At 35.1% G+C, this 17,189-nt stretch carries 17 protein-coding genes; 11 read left to right on the forward strand and 6 right to left on the reverse strand.

All coding sequences use genetic code 11. The features are described 5' to 3' along the window. The first annotated feature begins 196 nt into the window (after positions 1–196). Positions 197–2,272, forward strand: coding sequence for a YSIRK domain-containing triacylglycerol lipase Lip2/Geh (gene lip2 / locus KI230_RS01515; protein ID WP_045177499.1), 2,076 nt, complete (start codon positions 197–199; stop codon positions 2,270–2,272). 241 nt (positions 2,273–2,513) lie between these two features. On the opposite strand, the gene KI230_RS01520 is transcribed toward lip2, so the two are convergent. Beyond that, positions 2,514–3,341: an alpha/beta hydrolase gene (locus KI230_RS01520; protein WP_044292130.1), complete on the reverse strand. Its 828-nt coding sequence runs from the start codon at positions 3,339–3,341 to the stop codon at positions 2,514–2,516. A gap of 72 nt (positions 3,342–3,413) precedes the next feature. Continuing rightward, entirely contained in the window at positions 3,414–4,613 is a 1,200-nt protein-coding gene (locus KI230_RS01525; RefSeq protein ID WP_045177501.1) for an NADH-dependent flavin oxidoreductase, read from the reverse strand. Between the two features lie 95 nt (positions 4,614–4,708). Here KI230_RS01525 and KI230_RS01530 point away from each other — a divergent pair, with 95 nt between their 5' ends. The 7 genes from KI230_RS01530 (at position 4,709) to KI230_RS01560 (ending at position 10,357) form a co-directional block, all read left to right on the forward strand. After that, positions 4,709–4,801: a hypothetical protein gene (locus KI230_RS01530; RefSeq protein WP_001802007.1), complete on the forward strand. Its 93-nt coding sequence runs from the start codon at positions 4,709–4,711 to the stop codon at positions 4,799–4,801. A gap of 113 nt (positions 4,802–4,914) precedes the next feature. Further along, a complete protein-coding gene (locus KI230_RS01535) occupies positions 4,915–5,916 on the forward strand; it encodes an LLM class flavin-dependent oxidoreductase (RefSeq protein ID WP_000240058.1) in 1,002 nt (333 codons plus the stop codon). 33 nt (positions 5,917–5,949) lie between these two features. Then, positions 5,950–6,282: a glycine cleavage system H family protein gene (locus KI230_RS01540; RefSeq protein ID WP_000731878.1), complete on the forward strand. Its 333-nt coding sequence runs from the start codon at positions 5,950–5,952 to the stop codon at positions 6,280–6,282. Next, positions 6,283–7,083 (forward strand): protein-ADP-ribose hydrolase, encoded by an 801-nt coding sequence (locus KI230_RS01545; RefSeq protein WP_214958303.1) that lies wholly within the window; start codon positions 6,283–6,285, stop codon positions 7,081–7,083. It begins immediately after the preceding gene. Next, complete coding sequence (locus KI230_RS01550; protein WP_001191952.1) at positions 7,073–8,017, forward strand: SIR2 family NAD-dependent protein deacylase; 945 nt, start codon at positions 7,073–7,075, stop codon at positions 8,015–8,017. Before KI230_RS01545 ends, KI230_RS01550 begins: the two co-directional genes overlap by 11 nt. Further along, a complete protein-coding gene (lplA, locus tag KI230_RS01555) occupies positions 7,995–9,017 on the forward strand; it encodes a lipoate--protein ligase (protein WP_000280803.1) in 1,023 nt (340 codons plus the stop codon). Before KI230_RS01550 ends, lplA begins: the two co-directional genes overlap by 23 nt. Before the next feature lie 314 nt (positions 9,018–9,331). Then, the gene (locus tag KI230_RS01560; protein ID WP_001060928.1) at positions 9,332–10,357 is read left to right on the forward strand and encodes an SDR family oxidoreductase; all 1,026 of its coding nucleotides are present in this window, start codon (positions 9,332–9,334) and stop codon (positions 10,355–10,357) included. Positions 10,358–10,449: 92 nt separating this feature from the next. Here the strand turns inward: KI230_RS01560 and ulaA are convergent, their stop codons facing one another. Genes ulaA through KI230_RS01580 form a run of 4 tightly spaced genes read right to left on the reverse strand, consistent with a single transcriptional unit; the run spans position 10,450 to position 14,500 of the window. After that, positions 10,450–11,796, reverse strand: coding sequence for a PTS ascorbate transporter subunit IIC (gene ulaA, locus KI230_RS01565; protein WP_001147967.1), 1,347 nt, complete (start codon positions 11,794–11,796; stop codon positions 10,450–10,452). Positions 11,797–11,810: 14 nt separating this feature from the next. Further along, positions 11,811–12,095 (reverse strand): PTS sugar transporter subunit IIB, encoded by a 285-nt coding sequence (locus KI230_RS01570; protein ID WP_000699538.1) that lies wholly within the window; start codon positions 12,093–12,095, stop codon positions 11,811–11,813. A 1-nt stretch (position 12,096) separates the two neighbouring features. Continuing rightward, positions 12,097–12,540, reverse strand: coding sequence for a PTS sugar transporter subunit IIA (locus KI230_RS01575; RefSeq protein ID WP_000050767.1), 444 nt, complete (start codon positions 12,538–12,540; stop codon positions 12,097–12,099). 4 nt (positions 12,541–12,544) lie between these two features. After that, positions 12,545–14,500 carry a BglG family transcription antiterminator gene (locus KI230_RS01580; protein WP_045177514.1) on the reverse strand — a complete coding sequence of 652 codons (1,956 nt, stop codon included), beginning with the start codon at positions 14,498–14,500 and terminating at the stop codon, positions 12,545–12,547. Positions 14,501–14,711: 211 nt separating this feature from the next. Between KI230_RS01580 and mepR the strand changes: the two genes are divergently transcribed. From mepR to KI230_RS01595, 3 genes are all read left to right on the forward strand, one after another. Next, a complete protein-coding gene (gene mepR, locus KI230_RS01585) occupies positions 14,712–15,131 on the forward strand; it encodes a multidrug efflux transporter transcriptional repressor MepR (protein ID WP_000397416.1) in 420 nt (139 codons plus the stop codon). A 106-nt stretch (positions 15,132–15,237) separates the two neighbouring features. Beyond that, the gene (mepA, locus tag KI230_RS01590; protein WP_138277880.1) at positions 15,238–16,593 is read left to right on the forward strand and encodes a multidrug efflux MATE transporter MepA; all 1,356 of its coding nucleotides are present in this window, start codon (positions 15,238–15,240) and stop codon (positions 16,591–16,593) included. A 103-nt stretch (positions 16,594–16,696) separates the two neighbouring features. Continuing rightward, positions 16,697–17,137: a MepB family protein gene (locus KI230_RS01595; RefSeq protein WP_045177516.1), complete on the forward strand. Its 441-nt coding sequence runs from the start codon at positions 16,697–16,699 to the stop codon at positions 17,135–17,137. Positions 17,138–17,189: the final 52 nt, after the last annotated feature.

Below are 17,189 nucleotides of genomic sequence, written 5' to 3' on the forward strand. Positions count from 1 at the left end.
CACAACTAAAAGTGTTTATAAATTATTTGGAAATGCACATATTTGTAAATGATTAGTATCGATTTAATATCGTATTATTAAATTTTTATTAATTTTGTAGTCTTAATCAAAAAATAATATATGTCATGTTATATTGAAGGTGCAGTTGTTTTTCATTCTCAAGAGGGGGTCAAAAAAATACTTTTGAGGTGATTATATGTTAAGAGGACAAGAAGAAAGAAAGTATAGTATTAGAAAGTATTCAATAGGCGTGGTGTCAGTGTTAGCGGCTACAATGTTTGTTGTGTCATCACATGAAGCACAAGCCTCGGAAAAAACACCAACGTCCAATGCAGCGGCACAAAAAGAAACACTAAATCAACCGGGAGAACAAGGGAACGCGATAACGTCACATCAAATGCAGTCAGGAAAGCAATTAGACGATATGCATAAAGAGAATGGTAAAAGTGGAACAGTGACAGAAGGTAAAGACACGCTTCAATCATCGAAGCATCAATCAACACAAAATAGTAAAACAATCAGAACGCAAAATGATAATCAAGTAAAGCAAGATTCTGAACGACAAGGTTCTAAACAGTCACACCAAAATAATGCGACTAATAATACTGAACGTCAAAATGATCAGGTTCAAAATACCCATCATGCTGAACGTAATGGATCACAATCGACAACGTCACAATCGAATGATGTTGATAAATCACAACCATCCATTCCGGCACAAAAGGTATTACCCAATCATGATAAAGCAGCACCAACTTCAACTACACCCCCGTCTAATGATAAAACTGCACCTAAATCAACAAAAGCACAAGATGCAACCACGGACAAACATCCAAATCAACAAGATACACATCAACCCGCGCATCAAATCATAGATGCAAAGCAAGATGATACTGTTCGCCAAAGTGAACAGAAACCACAAGTTGGCGATTTAAGTAAACATATCGATGGTCAAAATTCCCCAGAGAAACCGACAGATAAAAATACTGATAATAAACAACTAATCAAAGATGCGCTTCAAGCGCCTAAAACACGTTCGACTACAAATGCAGCAGCAGATGCTAAAAAGGTTCGACCACTTAAAGCGAATCAAGTACAACCACTTAACAAATATCCAGTTGTTTTTGTACATGGATTTTTAGGATTAGTAGGCGATAATGCACCTGCTTTATATCCAAATTATTGGGGTGGAAATAAATTTAAAGTTATCGAGGAATTGAGAAAGCAAGGCTATAATGTACATCAAGCAAGTGTAAGTGCATTTGGTAGTAACTATGATCGCGCTGTAGAACTTTATTATTACATTAAAGGTGGTCGCGTAGATTATGGCGCAGCACATGCAGCTAAATACGGACATGAGCGCTATGGTAAGACTTATAAAGGAATCATGCCTAATTGGGAACCTGGTAAAAAGGTACATCTTGTAGGGCATAGTATGGGTGGTCAAACAATTCGTTTAATGGAAGAGTTTTTAAGAAATGGTAACAAAGAAGAAATTGCCTATCATAAAGCGCATGGTGGAGAAATATCACCATTATTCACTGGTGGTCATAACAATATGGTTGCATCAATCACAACATTAGCAACACCACATAATGGTTCACAAGCAGCTGATAAGTTTGGAAATACAGAAGCTGTTAGAAAAATCATGTTCGCTTTAAATCGATTTATGGGTAACAAGTATTCGAATATCGATTTAGGATTAACGCAATGGGGCTTTAAACAATTACCAAATGAGAGTTACATTGACTATATAAAACGCGTTAGTAAAAGCAAAATTTGGACATCAGACGACAATGCTGCCTATGATTTAACGTTAGATGGCTCTGCAAAATTGAACAACATGACAAGTATGAATCCTAATATTACGTATACGACTTATACAGGTGTATCATCTCATACTGGTCCATTAGGTTATGCAAATCCTGATTTAGGTACATTTTTCTTAATGGATACAACGAGTAGAATTATTGGTCATGATGCAAGAGAAGAATGGCGTAAAAATGATGGTGTCGTACCAGTGATTTCGTCATTACATCCGTCCAATCAACCATTTGTTAATGTTACGAATGATGAACCTGCCACACGCAGAGGTATCTGGCAAGTTAAACCAATCATACAAGGATGGGATCATGTCGATTTTATTGGTGTGGATTTCCTAGATTTCAAGCGTAAAGGTGCAGAACTTGCCAACTTCTATACAGGTATTATAAATGACTTGTTGCGTGTTGAAGCAACTGAAAGTAAAGGAACACAATTGAAAGCAAGTTAAATTCATCTTCTGAATTTAATATGCTATGTAAATCGTGCTACTAACATGGCACAGCAGATATAAGTAGCATCACAGTGTTGAATTTCAAAATAGTAAAGTGAAATAAAGCGCCTGTCTCATTAGCGAAAACTAAAGGGACAGGCGTATCTGTTTATGAGCTTAATAAATTGTATGAATAATATGGTTGATCGAATAACTGTTTATCATGATGATAAATTGAGTTTTTTAAAATAATGATATATTACATCATTGTTATAGCGTTTAAGAAATCAACAACTTTACGATAAATAGTGATTGCTTCGTCATTAGGTCTACGATCAAAATCATGCTCGTTTTTATTCACGCGTTCAAATGTTGAATGTGGAACATGATTCATGATATGTTCGCTTTCCTCAACGGGAACATCATAATCGCCATTACAATGCGCAATGAAAACAGGTGGAAGTGTTTTAAGTTCATATGGTGCAATATTATATTTTGAATCAGTATAATCAGCAATGTTAATCATATTTATCCATTTACCTGTGCCACGTGCATAAACGTAGATTAAAAAACGTTGTGCGATTTGATCTTGAACAACCGGTGTTGGTGAAGTGAGTTGTGCAATCATTGTTTCGTTTACGCTTTGAGCTATTTTTGCGTAATAACTATTAGTTGTTTTAAAAGGTTCAGTGTTGATGCGACTATAACCATAAAAATCAATAACACCATCAATATCTCTGTCTCGTGCAATTAATAGACTTAAATATGCACCTGATGATCTGCCAAAGGTAAAAATAGGGCAATTAGAATATTGTGATTGAATCGCATCGAATGATGCGTAGACATCCTCAATAATGCAATCGAGACTTACTTCTGGTAATAAACGATAACTTAGTTGAATTAAATCGTAATGTTCCGTAAGGATATCGATATACTGTGGGGATAAATCGTTAGCTTTACCGAACATTAATCCACCACCGTGGATGTAGACAATAGCGCCTTTTGTTGGTTGATTTTTTGCTTTAATAATTGTGTAAGGTAATGCAAATGCATCTTTAGTAATTACTTTATCTTTAATTTCAGTCACGATTTAATAGGCTCCTTATTTTTGATATTGATGTCATTATAACACTGTCTTAAATTTCCATGAAAAATAGTCTTAAGACGATGAGTCATGATAATTCTGTTCCAATTGACGTAAAGCGTCACGGGTATGCTTCTTTAGACCTTCCCCATAATCCATCATTTTAACAATATCTTTAAAAGCAGCATGTGGAATGGCTAAATCTTCTAAATCTGCCATAGAAAATTCAAGATTGATATCATGTGGTCGCTGTTCAGCAAGTTTATGCACAAAGTCAGGTTCTGTGACAAAAGGCGAAGACATGCCGACCATATCTGCATGTTGTAAAGCATCTAAAGCAGACTCTGGAGAATTAATCCCGCCACTTGCAATTAAAGGGATACGACCTGCTAAATGTTCATAGACAATTTGGTTAACTGGTCGACCGAAATGATCACCTGGTGTACGAGACGTATTTTGATAAATATGTCGACCCCAGCTAGCGATTGCTAAGTATTGGATGTTTGAAACGTCCATGACCCAATCGATTAATTGGTTGAACTCGTCAATGGTATATCCTAAATCACTGCCTCTGGTTTCTTCTGGCGTTGCTCGAAATCCTAAAATAAAATTGTCAGGTGCTTCTTTATCAATCACTTCTTGTACCGCACGCATAACTTCTAAACATAATCTTGCACGATTTTTTAATGAGTCGGCACCGTAATGGTCTGTACGTTTATTCGAAAAAGTTGAGAAAAATGTTTGAATCAGCAAACGTTGTGCAATCGAAATTTCCACACCATCAAAACCTGCTTTAATCGCGCGTAATGTAGCATCGCGATACTGCTGAATGATGCTATTGATTTTCTCATGAGACATGGCGATAACATCGTGTTCAATCGGTGAATTCAAAGTCATAGGACTTGGTCCATACACCTTTCCAAAATTTAAAATGGCTTGATTTGAAAAACGACCAGCATGCGCTAGCTGGATAATAGCGAGGCTACCATGTTGTTTCATCGTAGATGCCATGTTAGTTAATCCAGGGATACAAGCATCATGATCAATATTAAAGCCATATTCAAACAATTGACCATAAGGTTCAATGTAAGCAGCGCCGGTGACTTGCATTCCAGCTGAATTAGAGCGACGTGCAGCATAAGCCAAGTCTGCTTTTGTAATATAGCCTTCTTTTGTTGATGTGTTTACGGTCATTGGTGATAATACAAAGCGATTCGAAATTTTGATGCCATTAGGTAAGTGGATTGATTGTAAAAGTGGTTTGTATCGGTACATACTATGATTCCTTTTCTATTCAATATTGTTTTCAAAGTACCATGGAAAGAATGAATAATCAATGATGAACAGTCTTGATAGAATAGAATTGGTACATGGAAAACATTTTTAAAATTGAACTAATGAATGGCATTTGTAGGTCTGAAAATATGAATATGAAAAAGAAAAATAAAGGCGAAAAGATATAAAAGTTAATTGAAAAACGTTATCATATACGTGGGTATATGAAGAGGGAATGGTATTAAGAACGCTAAAATGTTATGTCGATTTGACATGACAGGATAAGTTTGGAGATGACGGATTGGTTAAATTAAGCGTATTAGACTATGCCTTAATAGATGAAGGTAAGGATGCACAAAAGGCATTGCAAGATTCAGTGACACTTGCAAAATTAGCAGATCGACTTGGCTTTAAGCGAATTTGGTTTACGGAACATCATAATGTACCAGCGTTTGCGTGTAGTAGTCCAGAACTTTTGATGATGCATACATTGGCGCAGACAAATCACATACGAGTTGGCTCTGGTGGTGTGATGCTGCCGCACTATCGACCTTATAAAATTGCTGAGCATTTTAGAATGATGGCAGCGTTATATCCAAATCGTATTGATTTAGGTATTGGTAATAATCCAGGTACTACTATGGTAAAGCAAGCTTTAGATGGAATAAATCCTACATATGATAGTTACGATGAATCGATTTCGTTATTACGTGATTATCTTACAATAAAGGATAAACCAAGTGCGCATACGTTAGGTGTCCAACCACACATTGATCATTTTCCAGAAATGTGGTTATTAAGTAGTAGCGCAACATCTGCCAAAATAGCTGCCGAACTAGGTATAGGGCTTTCTGTTGGAACATTTTTGCTACCAGATATAAATGCGATACATGCAGCGAAGGATAACATTGATATTTACAAAAAACATTTCCAAGCATCAACGATTAAAATGGACGCAAAGGTGATGGCATCTGTATTTGTCATTGTAGCTGATAACGAAGCGGAAGTAGCAGCATTACAACATGCCTTAGATGTTTGGTTATTAGGTAAATTACAATTTGCAGAATTTGAAGATTTTCCTTCAGTAGACACAGCACAAAAGTATAAGCTTAATGATCGAGACAAAGAGATGATTCAAGCACATCAAGCACGCATCATTGCAGGTACACAAGAAAAGGTTAAAGCACAATTAGATGATTTCATTGCTACGTTTGAAGTTGATGAGGTGTTAGTAGCACCGCTTATTCCAGGTATTGAACAGCGTTGTAAAACATTAAAATTACTCGCGGAAATTTATTTGTAGCATTTTAAATAGAAGAGAAAGGATGAAGATAAGATGAAAAAGTTAGCCAATTATTTATGGGTAGAAAAAGTAGGAGATTTGTATGTGTTTAGTATGACACCTGAATTGCAAGATGATATTGGGACAGTAGGTTATGTTGAATTCGTAAGTCCAGATGAAGTTAAAGTGGATGATGAAATTGTGAGTATCGAAGCATCGAAAACGGTCATTGATGTGCAAACGCCATTGTCAGGAACGATTATTGAGCGAAACACAAAAGCGGAAGAAGAACCGACAATTTTAAACTCTGAAAAACCAGAAGAAAATTGGTTGTTCAAATTGGATGATGTCGATAAAGAAGCATTCCTAGCATTACCGGAGGCTTAAATGGAAACGTTAAAATCAAATAAAGCGAGACTTGAATATTTAATCAATGATATGCGTCGAGAGAGAAATGACAATGACGTATTGGTAATGCCATCTTCATTTGAAGATTTGTGGGAATTATATCGAGGCTTGGCAAATGTCAGACCGGCATTACCTGTAAGTGATGAATATTTAGCTGTACAAGATGCTATGTTAAGTGATTTGAATCGTCAACATGTTACGGATTTGAAGGATTTGAAGCCGATAAAAGGCGACAATATCTTTGTTTGGCAAGGTGATATCACGACGTTAAAAATCGATGCTATTGTTAATGCTGCAAATAGTCGTTTTCTAGGATGTATGCAAGCTAATCATGACTGCATTGATAATATTATTCATACAAAAGCGGGTGTTCAAGTTCGACTTGATTGTGCAGAGATCATTCGACAACAAGGGCGCAATGAAGGTGTAGGTAAAGCCAAAATAACACGTGGATATAATTTGCCAGCAAAGTATATAATTCATACGGTTGGTCCGCAAATACGTCGATTGCCTGTTTCAAAGATGAATCAGGACTTGTTAGCTAAATGTTATCTTAGCTGTCTTAAATTGGCTGATCAACATAGTTTAAATCATCTCGCTTTTTGCTGTATATCTACAGGTGTATTTGCTTTTCCTCAAGATGAAGCAGCAGAAATTGCTGTTCGAACAGTAGAAAGCTATCTCAAAGAAACAAATTCAACATTGAAAGTCGTGTTCAATGTATTTACAGATAAGGATTTACAACTGTATAAGGAGGCATTGAACCGTGATGCAGAGTAGTAAATGGAATGCAATGTCTCTTTTAATGGATGAAAAGACAAAGCAGGCTGAAGTATTGCGTACTGCGATTGATGAAGCAGATGCGATAGTGATTGGAATTGGTGCAGGCATGTCTGCATCTGACGGATTTACATATGTAGGAGAGCGTTTTACGGAAAATTTCCCAGATTTTATTGAAAAATATCGCTTCTTTGATATGTTGCAAGCGAGTTTACATCCTTATGGCAGTTGGCAAGAGTATTGGGCGTTTGAGAGTCGTTTTATTACATTAAACTATTTAGATCAACCTGTAGGTCAGTCTTACCTCGCTTTAAAATCCTTAATGGAAGGTAAACATTACCATATCATAACTACGAATGCAGACAATGCTTTCGATGCTGCTGAATATGATATGACGCATGTATTTCATATACAAGGGGAGTATATACTGCAACAGTGTAGTCAGCATTGTCATGCTCAAACATATCGTAATGATGATTTAATTCGTAAAATGGTTGTTGCGCAACAAGATATGCTTATACCTTGGGAGATGATTCCAAGATGTCCAAAATGTGATGCCCCAATGGAAGTGAATAAACGTAAAGCGGAAGTTGGCATGGTTGAAGATGCTGAATTTCATGCGCAACTACGACGTTATAATGCTTTTCTAGAGCAACATCAAGATGATAAAGTGTTGTATTTGGAAATTGGAATTGGTTATACTACACCACAATTTGTGAAGCATCCTTTTCAGCGTATGACACGTAAAAATGAAAATGCCCTTTATATGACGATGAATAAAAAGGCATATCGCATTCCGAATTCAATTCAAGAACGTACCATACATTTAACTGAGGATATCTCAACATTGATTACAGCAGCACTCCGGAACGACAGCACAACGAAAAATAACAACATTGGAGAGACAGAAGATGTACTTAATAGAACCGATTAGAAATGGAGAATATATTACTGATGGTGCGATTGCACTCGCTATGCAAGTTTATGTTAACCAGCATATCTTTTTAGATGAAGATATTTTATTCCCTTATTATTGTGATCCAAAAGTGGAAATTGGACGTTTTCAAAATACTGCTATAGAAGTGAATCAAGATTATATAGATAAACACAGTATTCAAGTAGTTCGCCGAGATACTGGTGGTGGCGCTGTGTATGTTGATAAAGGTGCCGTTAATATGTGTTGTATTTTAGAACAAGACACTTCAATTTATGGTGATTTTCAACGATTTTATCAACCAGCTATAAAGGCGTTGCATACATTAGGTGCAACAGATGTGGTACAAAGCGGTAGAAATGATTTAACATTGAATGGTAAAAAAGTGTCAGGCGCCGCAATGACATTAATGAATAATCGTATTTATGGCGGTTATTCGCTATTACTTGATGTTAATTATGAAGCAATGGATAAAGTGTTAAAGCCTAATCGCAAAAAGATTGCATCGAAAGGGATTAAATCTGTGCGCGCACGTGTTGGTCATCTTAGAGAAGCACTGGATGAAAAGTATCGTGATATAACCATTGAAGAATTTAAAAATTTAATGGTGACGCAGATTTTGGGAATCGATGACATTAAAGAGGCGAAACGATATGAATTAACGGATGCAGATTGGGAAGCGATTGATGAATTAGCTGATAAAAAGTATAAAAATTGGGATTGGAATTATGGCAAGTCACCCAAATATGAATACAATCGAAGTGAAAGATTATCTTCAGGTACGGTAGACATAACAATTTCTGTTGAACAAAATCGTATCGCAGATTGTCGTATTTATGGGGATTTCTTTGGACAAGGTGATATAAAAGATGTGGAAGAAGCATTACAAGGAACAAAAATGACAAGAGAAGATTTAACGCATCAGTTAAAGCAATTAGACATCGTTTATTATTTTGGCAATGTTACGGTAGAAGCATTAGTGGATATGATTTTAAGTTAATATTGTTATTTTATGTATGCTGAATCATTGGAAGTGTTTGCTTGCTCTTGAAAAGGTGACAATAGTGTTTGGTGAAGGTTGAACATATGAGTGGAAATTATTGCCTTTAACTATTCAAAGTATGATATATATATGGTTTTTGTTTCTAAATGATTGGGTATTTGAAAATAGATGAGTTTAATATTTTAAGGAATATAATGATGTTTACTTTTATAATTCATATAGAATATTAAGCAATATAAGTCTGTTGATATATACAAAATATAATGACTGCTATAATGAGTAATCAATAGACACAAAGAGGAGATTATGTGATGAATAATAAAGTATTAGTAACCGGTGGTACAGGGTTTGTTGGCATGCGAATTATTTCACGATTATTAGAACAAGGTTATGACGTACAAACGACGATACGTGATTTAAGTAAAGCTGATAAAGTAATTAAAACAATGCAAGACAATGGCATTTCCACAGAGCGATTAATGTTTGTCGAAGCGGATTTATCACAAGATGAACATTGGGATGAAGCAATGAAAGATTGCAAGTATGTCTTGAGTGTAGCATCTCCGGTGTTTTTCGGTAAAACAGACGATGCAGAAGTGATGGCGAAGCCTGCAATTGAAGGTATACAACGTATTTTAAGAGCTGCAGAACATGCGGGTGTTAAACGTGTGGTAATGACTGCAAACTTTGGTGCAGTTGGTTTTAGTAATAAAGATAAAAATTCAATCACAAATGAAAGTCATTGGACAAATGAAGATGAACCAGGCTTATCAGTATATGAAAAATCAAAATTGTTAGCTGAAAAGGCAGCGTGGGATTTTGTTGAGAATGAAAATACAACAGTAGAATTTGCAACAATCAATCCAGTTGCAATTTTTGGGCCATCATTAGATGCACACGTTTCAGGAAGCTTTCATTTATTAGAAAATTTATTGAATGGTTCAATGAAACGTGTACCTCAAATTCCGTTAAATGTTGTTGATGTGAGAGACGTAGCTGAACTGCACATTTTGGCAATGACAAATGAACAAGCTAATGGCAAGCGATTTATTGCGACGGCTGATGGACAAATTAATTTGTTGGAAATTGCAAAATTAATTAAAGAAAAGAGACCTGAAATAGCTCAAAAAGTTTCTACTAAAAAATTACCAGACTTTATTTTGAGTCTAGGTGCTAAATTTAATCATCAAGCTAAAGAAGGTAAACTTTTATTAGATATGAACCGCAATGTAAGTAACGAACGTGCAAAAACATTACTTGGTTGGGAACCGATTGCGACACAAGAAGAAGCAATTTTAGCAGCAATTGATAGTATGGCTAAGTATCATTTAATATAATACAAAACACCGTCCATAAGTAAGTGGCTTTCCTCTTGATAAAAGGGGCATTCACTCAATATGTGACGGTGTTTTATATTTCTACGTTAACACTATTGCTGTGGCTTTTGACGGCCTTTTAATAAAATTGCTGTCGCACCTACGATAATAATAAATAGAATCGCACCAAATAATCCCATATATTTTACTGCGTTACCGAACACGATACCGACAGTTAAAAAGTCTGTATCTGAGAATGTTGTTGCAGCACCACCTAATTCGCCTAAAAATGGCAAGAATAATAATGGTAAAAACGTGATTAGGACACCATTTAGAGCGGCGCCAGCAACAGCACCTTTAATACCGCCTCTTGCATTACCGAATACAGCAGCCGTTGCACCTAAGAAGAAGTGTGCAACTACGCCAGGTAAAATGACGACGCCACCAAATAAGAATAAGATAAACATACCGATGACACCTGTAATAAAGCTGACAAAGAATCCAATTAATACTGCATTTTGTGCATAAGGGAACACAATAGGGCAGTCTAATGCAGGTTTAGAATTTGGTACAAGCTTTTCAGAAATTCCTTTAAATGCTGGGACGATTTCAGCTAAGATTAAACGAACGCCCGTTAAAATAATAAATACACCAGCAGCAAATGTCACACCTTGAATTAATGAAAAGACAATAAAGTTTTGACCATCACTAATAGATTCGTGTATATAACTAACGCCCGCAAATAAGCATGCGATGAAGTAAAGTAATGCCATCGTAATCGAGATACTAATTGTACTTTCTCGTAAGAAACTTAAGCCTTTTGGAAATTTAATCTCTTCCGTTGATTTAGACTTACCTTTGAATAATTGACCTACAGCACCTGCGGCAAAGTAACTGATTGAGCCAAAATGACCTAAAGCTACTTGGTCATTCCCTGTAATTTTTCGCATCGTAGGTTGGAGTAATGCAGGTAATACTGCCATGATTAATCCTAATACGAGTGCGCCGATAACAATCGTTAGCCAGCCTTTAATATGACTGACTGTTAAAATGATTGCTAAAAACGCAGCCATGTAAAATGTATGATGACCTGTTAAAAAGATATATTTTAAATTAGTGAAGCGGGCAATTAAAATATTAACAATCATGCCACAGACCATGATGAGTGCAGCTGTTGTTCCAAAATCTTTTAAGGCTAGTGAGACGATAGCTTCGTTGTTAGGTACGATACCTTGCACACCAAATGCGTGTTGGAATATTTTGCCGAATGGTTCAAGAGATCGAACGACGACATCAGCACCTGCACTTAAAATTAAGAAGCCTAATATCGTTTTAATGGTTCCTGAAGTGATCGTTGCGGCAGGTTTTTTCTGAACGATTAAACCTATAAAGGCAATCAGTGCAACAAGAATGGCTGGTTGACTTAAAATATCGACTATAAAATTAAGGATTGCTTGCATAGGTCGTACCTCCTTTAAATCATGTTAAGTTGTTGTAATTTTTCTGAGAGCTTTTGTTGTAATTCAGCTTTGTCTAAAATATTATCAAGAACTAAGACATCCCCTAGACGTTCGGCATTTTCAGCTAAATCTCTACCACAAATAAACAAGTCAGCCATCTCTGGACTTGCTGTCATAATGTCACTATGTTCAACTTCGATATCAGATGGTGCATTAAGTTGCCTAAGTGCTTCTTGTGCGTTCATTTCTACCATAAAACTACTTCCTAAACCGTGGCCACATACTACTAAAATTTTCATATTAATCATGCTCCTTTAAAATGTTTTTAATGTCTTGTGCGTTTGTTGCAGTTAATAGTTGCTGGACTGTTTGGTTATCGCCCAGTATGGTTGCTAAATTTTGTAATACAGATAAGTGTGAATGATTGTCGATGGCACTCAATACAAAAATGAGTGATGCGTAGTGATTTTCATCACAGAATGCCACATGTTGGTTCAACTTTAATAGACTTAAACCAACTTGATGTACGTCATTGTTCGGTCTTGCATGTGCAATTGCAATTTCAGGTGCGATAACGATATAAGGTCCAAGTTCATTAACGCTATCAATCATTGCTTGAACATAGCCTTGTTCAATAATTTGTTCTTGTAGTAATGGCTGAGAAGCTATAGTTATAGCTTCAGTCCAATCATTTACTTGTTCTTTTACAATGATGCGTGTTGTTGACAAAATGTCTAATGACACGTTATTAAGCCTCCTTTGTCATAGTTAAAGCAATGTGTTGTTTAATTTTAAAAATATTCCCATCTAAGAAATCTTGTCGATATAAGTCGCTGCTTAAGCATTCGCTTAACTGTCCCAATGCCTTTAAATGTGCATTGGGGTGGTCCGTTGCTAATGTAATTACAAGGTGAACGGGATCGTTAGCTTTACTACCAAAGATAATCCCTTCAGTGAAATATGTTAGTGCGAAACCTACACCATTCTGTACATAATCAGTACCAGCGTGAATAAGTGCAATATGTGGACTAATGACCATATATGACCCGAATTGTTCAAATTGTTTTAAAATTGCAGCTGTATAATTTGAATAGACAATGCCATCATTGATTAAAGGTTGCACAGCCACTGCAATTGCGGATTCAATTGATAATGGTTGTTTATTTATAATGATGCGATGTTCAGGCAATAAATCTGCGAGTGACTTGCCATCAGTTGCCATTTTCATGACTCGTTGTTCTCTTGAGTCATTGATAATTTGATTCAATTTTTGACGAGATTGTTGATTGATAAATGGATCGACATGAATAACTGGTACAGCTGATATTTCACAAGGTACTGTTGAAATGACATAATCAATGTTATCTTGCAATAATCGACTTTCTTCCAATTGATAAATGGAATAGGCATCCCAAATGTGAAACTCAGGATACAGGTGATTTAGTTTTGATTTTAAAAGTTGCGACGTGCCTATACCAGAACCACATAGTAAGACAACCTTAATCATTGATTGTTTATGTGTTGCAACACGCTCTATACTTGATGCGAAGTGAATTGTAATGTATGTTAATTCATCTTCGTTGAAGCGAATAGCAGCATCTTGTTCAATTGGGCTAATATGCTTGCTAACGGCTTCAATGATTTGAGGATAGCGACGCATAACTTCTTGCCTCAAAGGATTAGGTTGTAGCATATCATATTTAATACGATGTATAGCTGGTTTGATATGTGTGATCAGACTGGTATGTAACTTGTTGTCTTTTGACATATCAATGCCTAATTCTTGGCTAACACAAGTGATCAATTCATGTATATTTTGCGATAAATCATGGTATTCAAAGGCAATTGAAGATGCTGTATGTTCGGTCATTTTAGAGCCTAGTAAATGTAACGTGATAAAGATAATTTCAGACTCTGGAAATGTGACATTACAACTACGTTCTAAGTTTTCTATCATTTTTGAAGCAATAGCATACTGATTAGTATGTCGCCATTTATCAATTTCATTGATAGGTATATCGAACGAAAAATTTTCATTTAGACGCTGAATGGCAATGAGTATATGATAGATTAAGCCATCGATAGCCGACTGAACTAAATGATAATTTTCACTATTTAATGTCTTAATAATGGCACGGCGAACCAATGCGATTGATTCTGAATTAAAGATATCAGCCTCTATAAAAGGTGCAGCTTGTTTCATATATTGATGTATAAAGTGTGCATACGCTTTACGATAATGATCTTCCTCACCAATAATATTGAATCCTTTATTGTGGACATAATTTAACTTTAAATGGTATTGATCTAGTTGGGCTTGAATCATTTTAATATCATCTGCAATTGTCCGACGCGAAACATTAACATCTTGTGCAAGTTGCTTTGTTGAAACAGGATCAGTTGTTTCGAATAACTTTAAAGCGATATGTGTGAGTCGTTCATCTTTTGAAAAATGAATTTGATTTGTTAGATTGTGCTCTAATTCATTTAATAGTGTCGCGTGAGCTGTTGTTACTTTGATGCCTGCAGCTTTATTACGGCTGACTTGGTAATGATAAGTTTCAGCATATTGCTCAATATATGATATATCATATTGAATGGTACGAGGTGATACACCAAGTTGATTAGCAATGGTATTGATTGGAATAAACGTTTGCTCATGAATTAAAAGATACAAAATTTCAATTTGTCTATAACTTAACAACGTAATATCCTCCTATTTGCAATTGTAAGCGATTTCTTGAAAACGTAGATATGCAATCTCTTTCATATTTTAATCCGAAAAATTGCATATCAAAATGTTTATGGCGCAAGATTTTATAGGAACTTTTAAAATAAATTAGATATTCATGTTGACAATTTAAAAATGTCGCAGTATATTTAGTTAGACATCTAACGAAATGGTGGTGCAATAAATGGAATTCACTTATTCGTATTTATTTAGAATGATTAGCCATGAGATGAAACAAAAGGCTGATCAAAAGTTAGAGCAATTTGATATTACAAATGAGCAAGGTCATACGTTAGGTTATCTTTATGCACATCAACAAGATGGACTGACACAAAATGATATTGCTAAAGCATTACAACGAACAGGTCCAACTGTCAGTAATTTATTAAGGAACCTTGAACGTAAAAAGCTGATCTATCGCTATGTCGATGCACAAGATACGAGAAGAAAGAATATAGGACTGACTACCTCTGGGATTAAACTTGTAGAAGCATTCACTTCGATATTTGATGAAATGGAGCAAACACTCGTATCGCAGTTATCTGAAGAAGAAAATGAACAAATGAAAGCAAACTTAACTAAAATGTTATCTAGTTTACAATAAATGATAAGTGTGACTGGTAGAAATCAGTCACTTTATCTTTAATATTATAGTTAGATATCTAATTGTTAGTAAGCTAATTATTGAAAAAGACAAGGAGTATTGAACAATGAAAGACGAACAATTATATTATTTTGAGAAATCGCCAGTATTTAAAGCGATGATGCATTTCTCATTGCCAATGATGATAGGGACTTTATTAAGCGTTATTTATGGCATATTAAATATTTACTTTATAGGATTTTTAGAAGATAGCCACATGATTTCTGCTATCTCTCTGACACTGCCAGTATTTGCTATCTTAATGGGGTTGGGTAATTTATTTGGCGTTGGTGCAGGAACTTATATTTCACGTTTATTAGGTGCGAAAGACTATAGTAAGAGTAAATTTGTGAGTAGTTTCTCTATTTATGGTGGTATTGCACTAGGACTTATCGTGATTTTAGTTACTTTACCATTCAGTGATCAAATCGCAGAAATTTTAGGTGCGAGAGGTGAAACGTTAGCTTTAACAAGTAATTATTTGAAAGTAATGTTTTTAAGTGCACCTTTTGTAATTTTGTTCTTCATATTAGAACAATTTGCACGTGCAATTGGGGCACCAATGATTTCTATGATTGGTATGTTAGCTAGTGTAGGCTTAAATATTATTTTAGATCCAATTTTAATTTTTGGTTTTGATTTAAACGTTGTTGGTGCAGCTTTGGGTACTGCAATCAGTAATGTTGCTGCTGCTCTGTTCTTTATCGTTTATTTTATGAAAAATAGTGACGTTGTGTCAGTTAATATTAAACTTGCGAAACCTAATAAAGAAATGCTTTCTGAAATCTTTAAAATCGGTATTCCTGCATTTTTAATGAGTATCTTAATGGGATTCACAGGATTAGTTTTAAATTTATTTTTAGCACATTATAGAAACTTCGCGATTGCAAGTTATGGTATCTCATTTAGACTTGTGCAATTTCCAGAACTTATTATCATGGGATTATGTGAAGGTGTTGTACCATTAATTGCATATAACTTTATGGCAAATAAAGGCCGTATGAAAGACGTTATCAAAGCAGTTATCATGTCTATCGGCGTTATCTTTGTTGTATGTATGATTGCTGTATTTACAATTGGACATCATATGGTCGGACTATTTACTACTGATCAAGCCATTGTTGAGATGGCGACATTTATTTTGAAAGTAACAATGACATCATTATTATTAAATGGTATAGGTTTCTTGTTTACTGGTATGCTTCAAGCGACTGGGCAAGGTCGTGGTGCTACAATTATGGCCATTTTACAAGGTGCGATTATCATTCCAGTATTATTTATTATGAATGCTTTGTTTGGACTAACAGGTGTCATTTGGTCATTATTAATTGCTGAGTCACTTTGTGCTTTAGCAGCAATGTTAATCGTTTATTTATTACGTGATCGTTTGACAGTTGATACATCTGAATTAATAGAAGGTTAAATATTTCGTACACTTCTGGCTGAGTATATTTCGGTCGAAAGGGTATTTTTCGAAAAAAATAAATATATGATACGATTATGAAAAAATAAAGTGAGATTGGCATATGTGTAAATCTAAAATACTGTTGAAAAATATTTTTAGTGAAGAATCAGAAGTTAAAGATTTAACTGAAGAAAAATATAATCAAGATTACGAAGCATTAACATTTAGCTTTAAAGAGGAAACATATCAAAGTAGGTTAGCTAAGAAAACACCGACTAAATCGGGATATTTTGTTACATGTTGGACAAAAGACGAGAACAATTGTAATCAACCATACTCAAAAGAGGCATTTGCAGATTACTTAATGATTATAGTTATTGATGAAGAATTAAGCGGTTATTTTTTATTTCCTAGGGAATTATTGGTAGAAAAAGGTATCTTAACTACATTTGAACATAAAGGTAAGATGGCTTTTAGAGTTTATCCTAAGTGGTGTAATCAATTGAATAAAACAGCAGGGCAAACACAAAAGTGGCAATGTAAATATTTTTTTGAATACTAATAAAAAGTCATATGGTTGAACTTATAAGAGATGAATATATCATCTTTCGATA

It is taken from the genome of Staphylococcus sp. MZ3 (assembly GCF_018622755.1).
Classification (GTDB): Bacteria; Bacillota; Bacilli; order Staphylococcales; family Staphylococcaceae; genus Staphylococcus; species Staphylococcus aureus.

Bases quoted from the DNA above. Each gene is read 5' to 3' on its own strand.
- KI230_RS01530 (WP_001802007.1), top strand. From the start codon at position 4,709: ATGGAAAACATTTTTAAAATTGAACTAATGAATGGCATTTGTAGGTCT.
- mepR (WP_000397416.1), top strand. From the start codon at position 14,712: ATGGAATTCACTTATTCGTATTTATTTAGAATGATTAGCCATGAGATG.
- KI230_RS01525 (WP_045177501.1), bottom strand. From the start codon at position 4,613: ATGTACCGATACAAACCACTTTTACAATCAATCCACTTACCTAATGGC.
- KI230_RS01550 (WP_001191952.1), top strand. From the start codon at position 7,073: ATGCAGAGTAGTAAATGGAATGCAATGTCTCTTTTAATGGATGAAAAG.
- lplA (WP_000280803.1), top strand. From the start codon at position 7,995: ATGTACTTAATAGAACCGATTAGAAATGGAGAATATATTACTGATGGT.
- KI230_RS01560 (WP_001060928.1), top strand. From the start codon at position 9,332: ATGAATAATAAAGTATTAGTAACCGGTGGTACAGGGTTTGTTGGCATG.
- KI230_RS01545 (WP_214958303.1), top strand. From the start codon at position 6,283: ATGGAAACGTTAAAATCAAATAAAGCGAGACTTGAATATTTAATCAAT.
- lip2 (WP_045177499.1), top strand. From the start codon at position 197: ATGTTAAGAGGACAAGAAGAAAGAAAGTATAGTATTAGAAAGTATTCA.
- KI230_RS01595 (WP_045177516.1), top strand. From the start codon at position 16,697: ATGTGTAAATCTAAAATACTGTTGAAAAATATTTTTAGTGAAGAATCA.
- ulaA (WP_001147967.1), bottom strand. From the start codon at position 11,796: ATGCAAGCAATCCTTAATTTTATAGTCGATATTTTAAGTCAACCAGCC.
- KI230_RS01540 (WP_000731878.1), top strand. From the start codon at position 5,950: ATGAAAAAGTTAGCCAATTATTTATGGGTAGAAAAAGTAGGAGATTTG.
- KI230_RS01570 (WP_000699538.1), bottom strand. From the start codon at position 12,095: ATGAAAATTTTAGTAGTATGTGGCCACGGTTTAGGAAGTAGTTTTATG.
- mepA (WP_138277880.1), top strand. From the start codon at position 15,238: ATGAAAGACGAACAATTATATTATTTTGAGAAATCGCCAGTATTTAAA.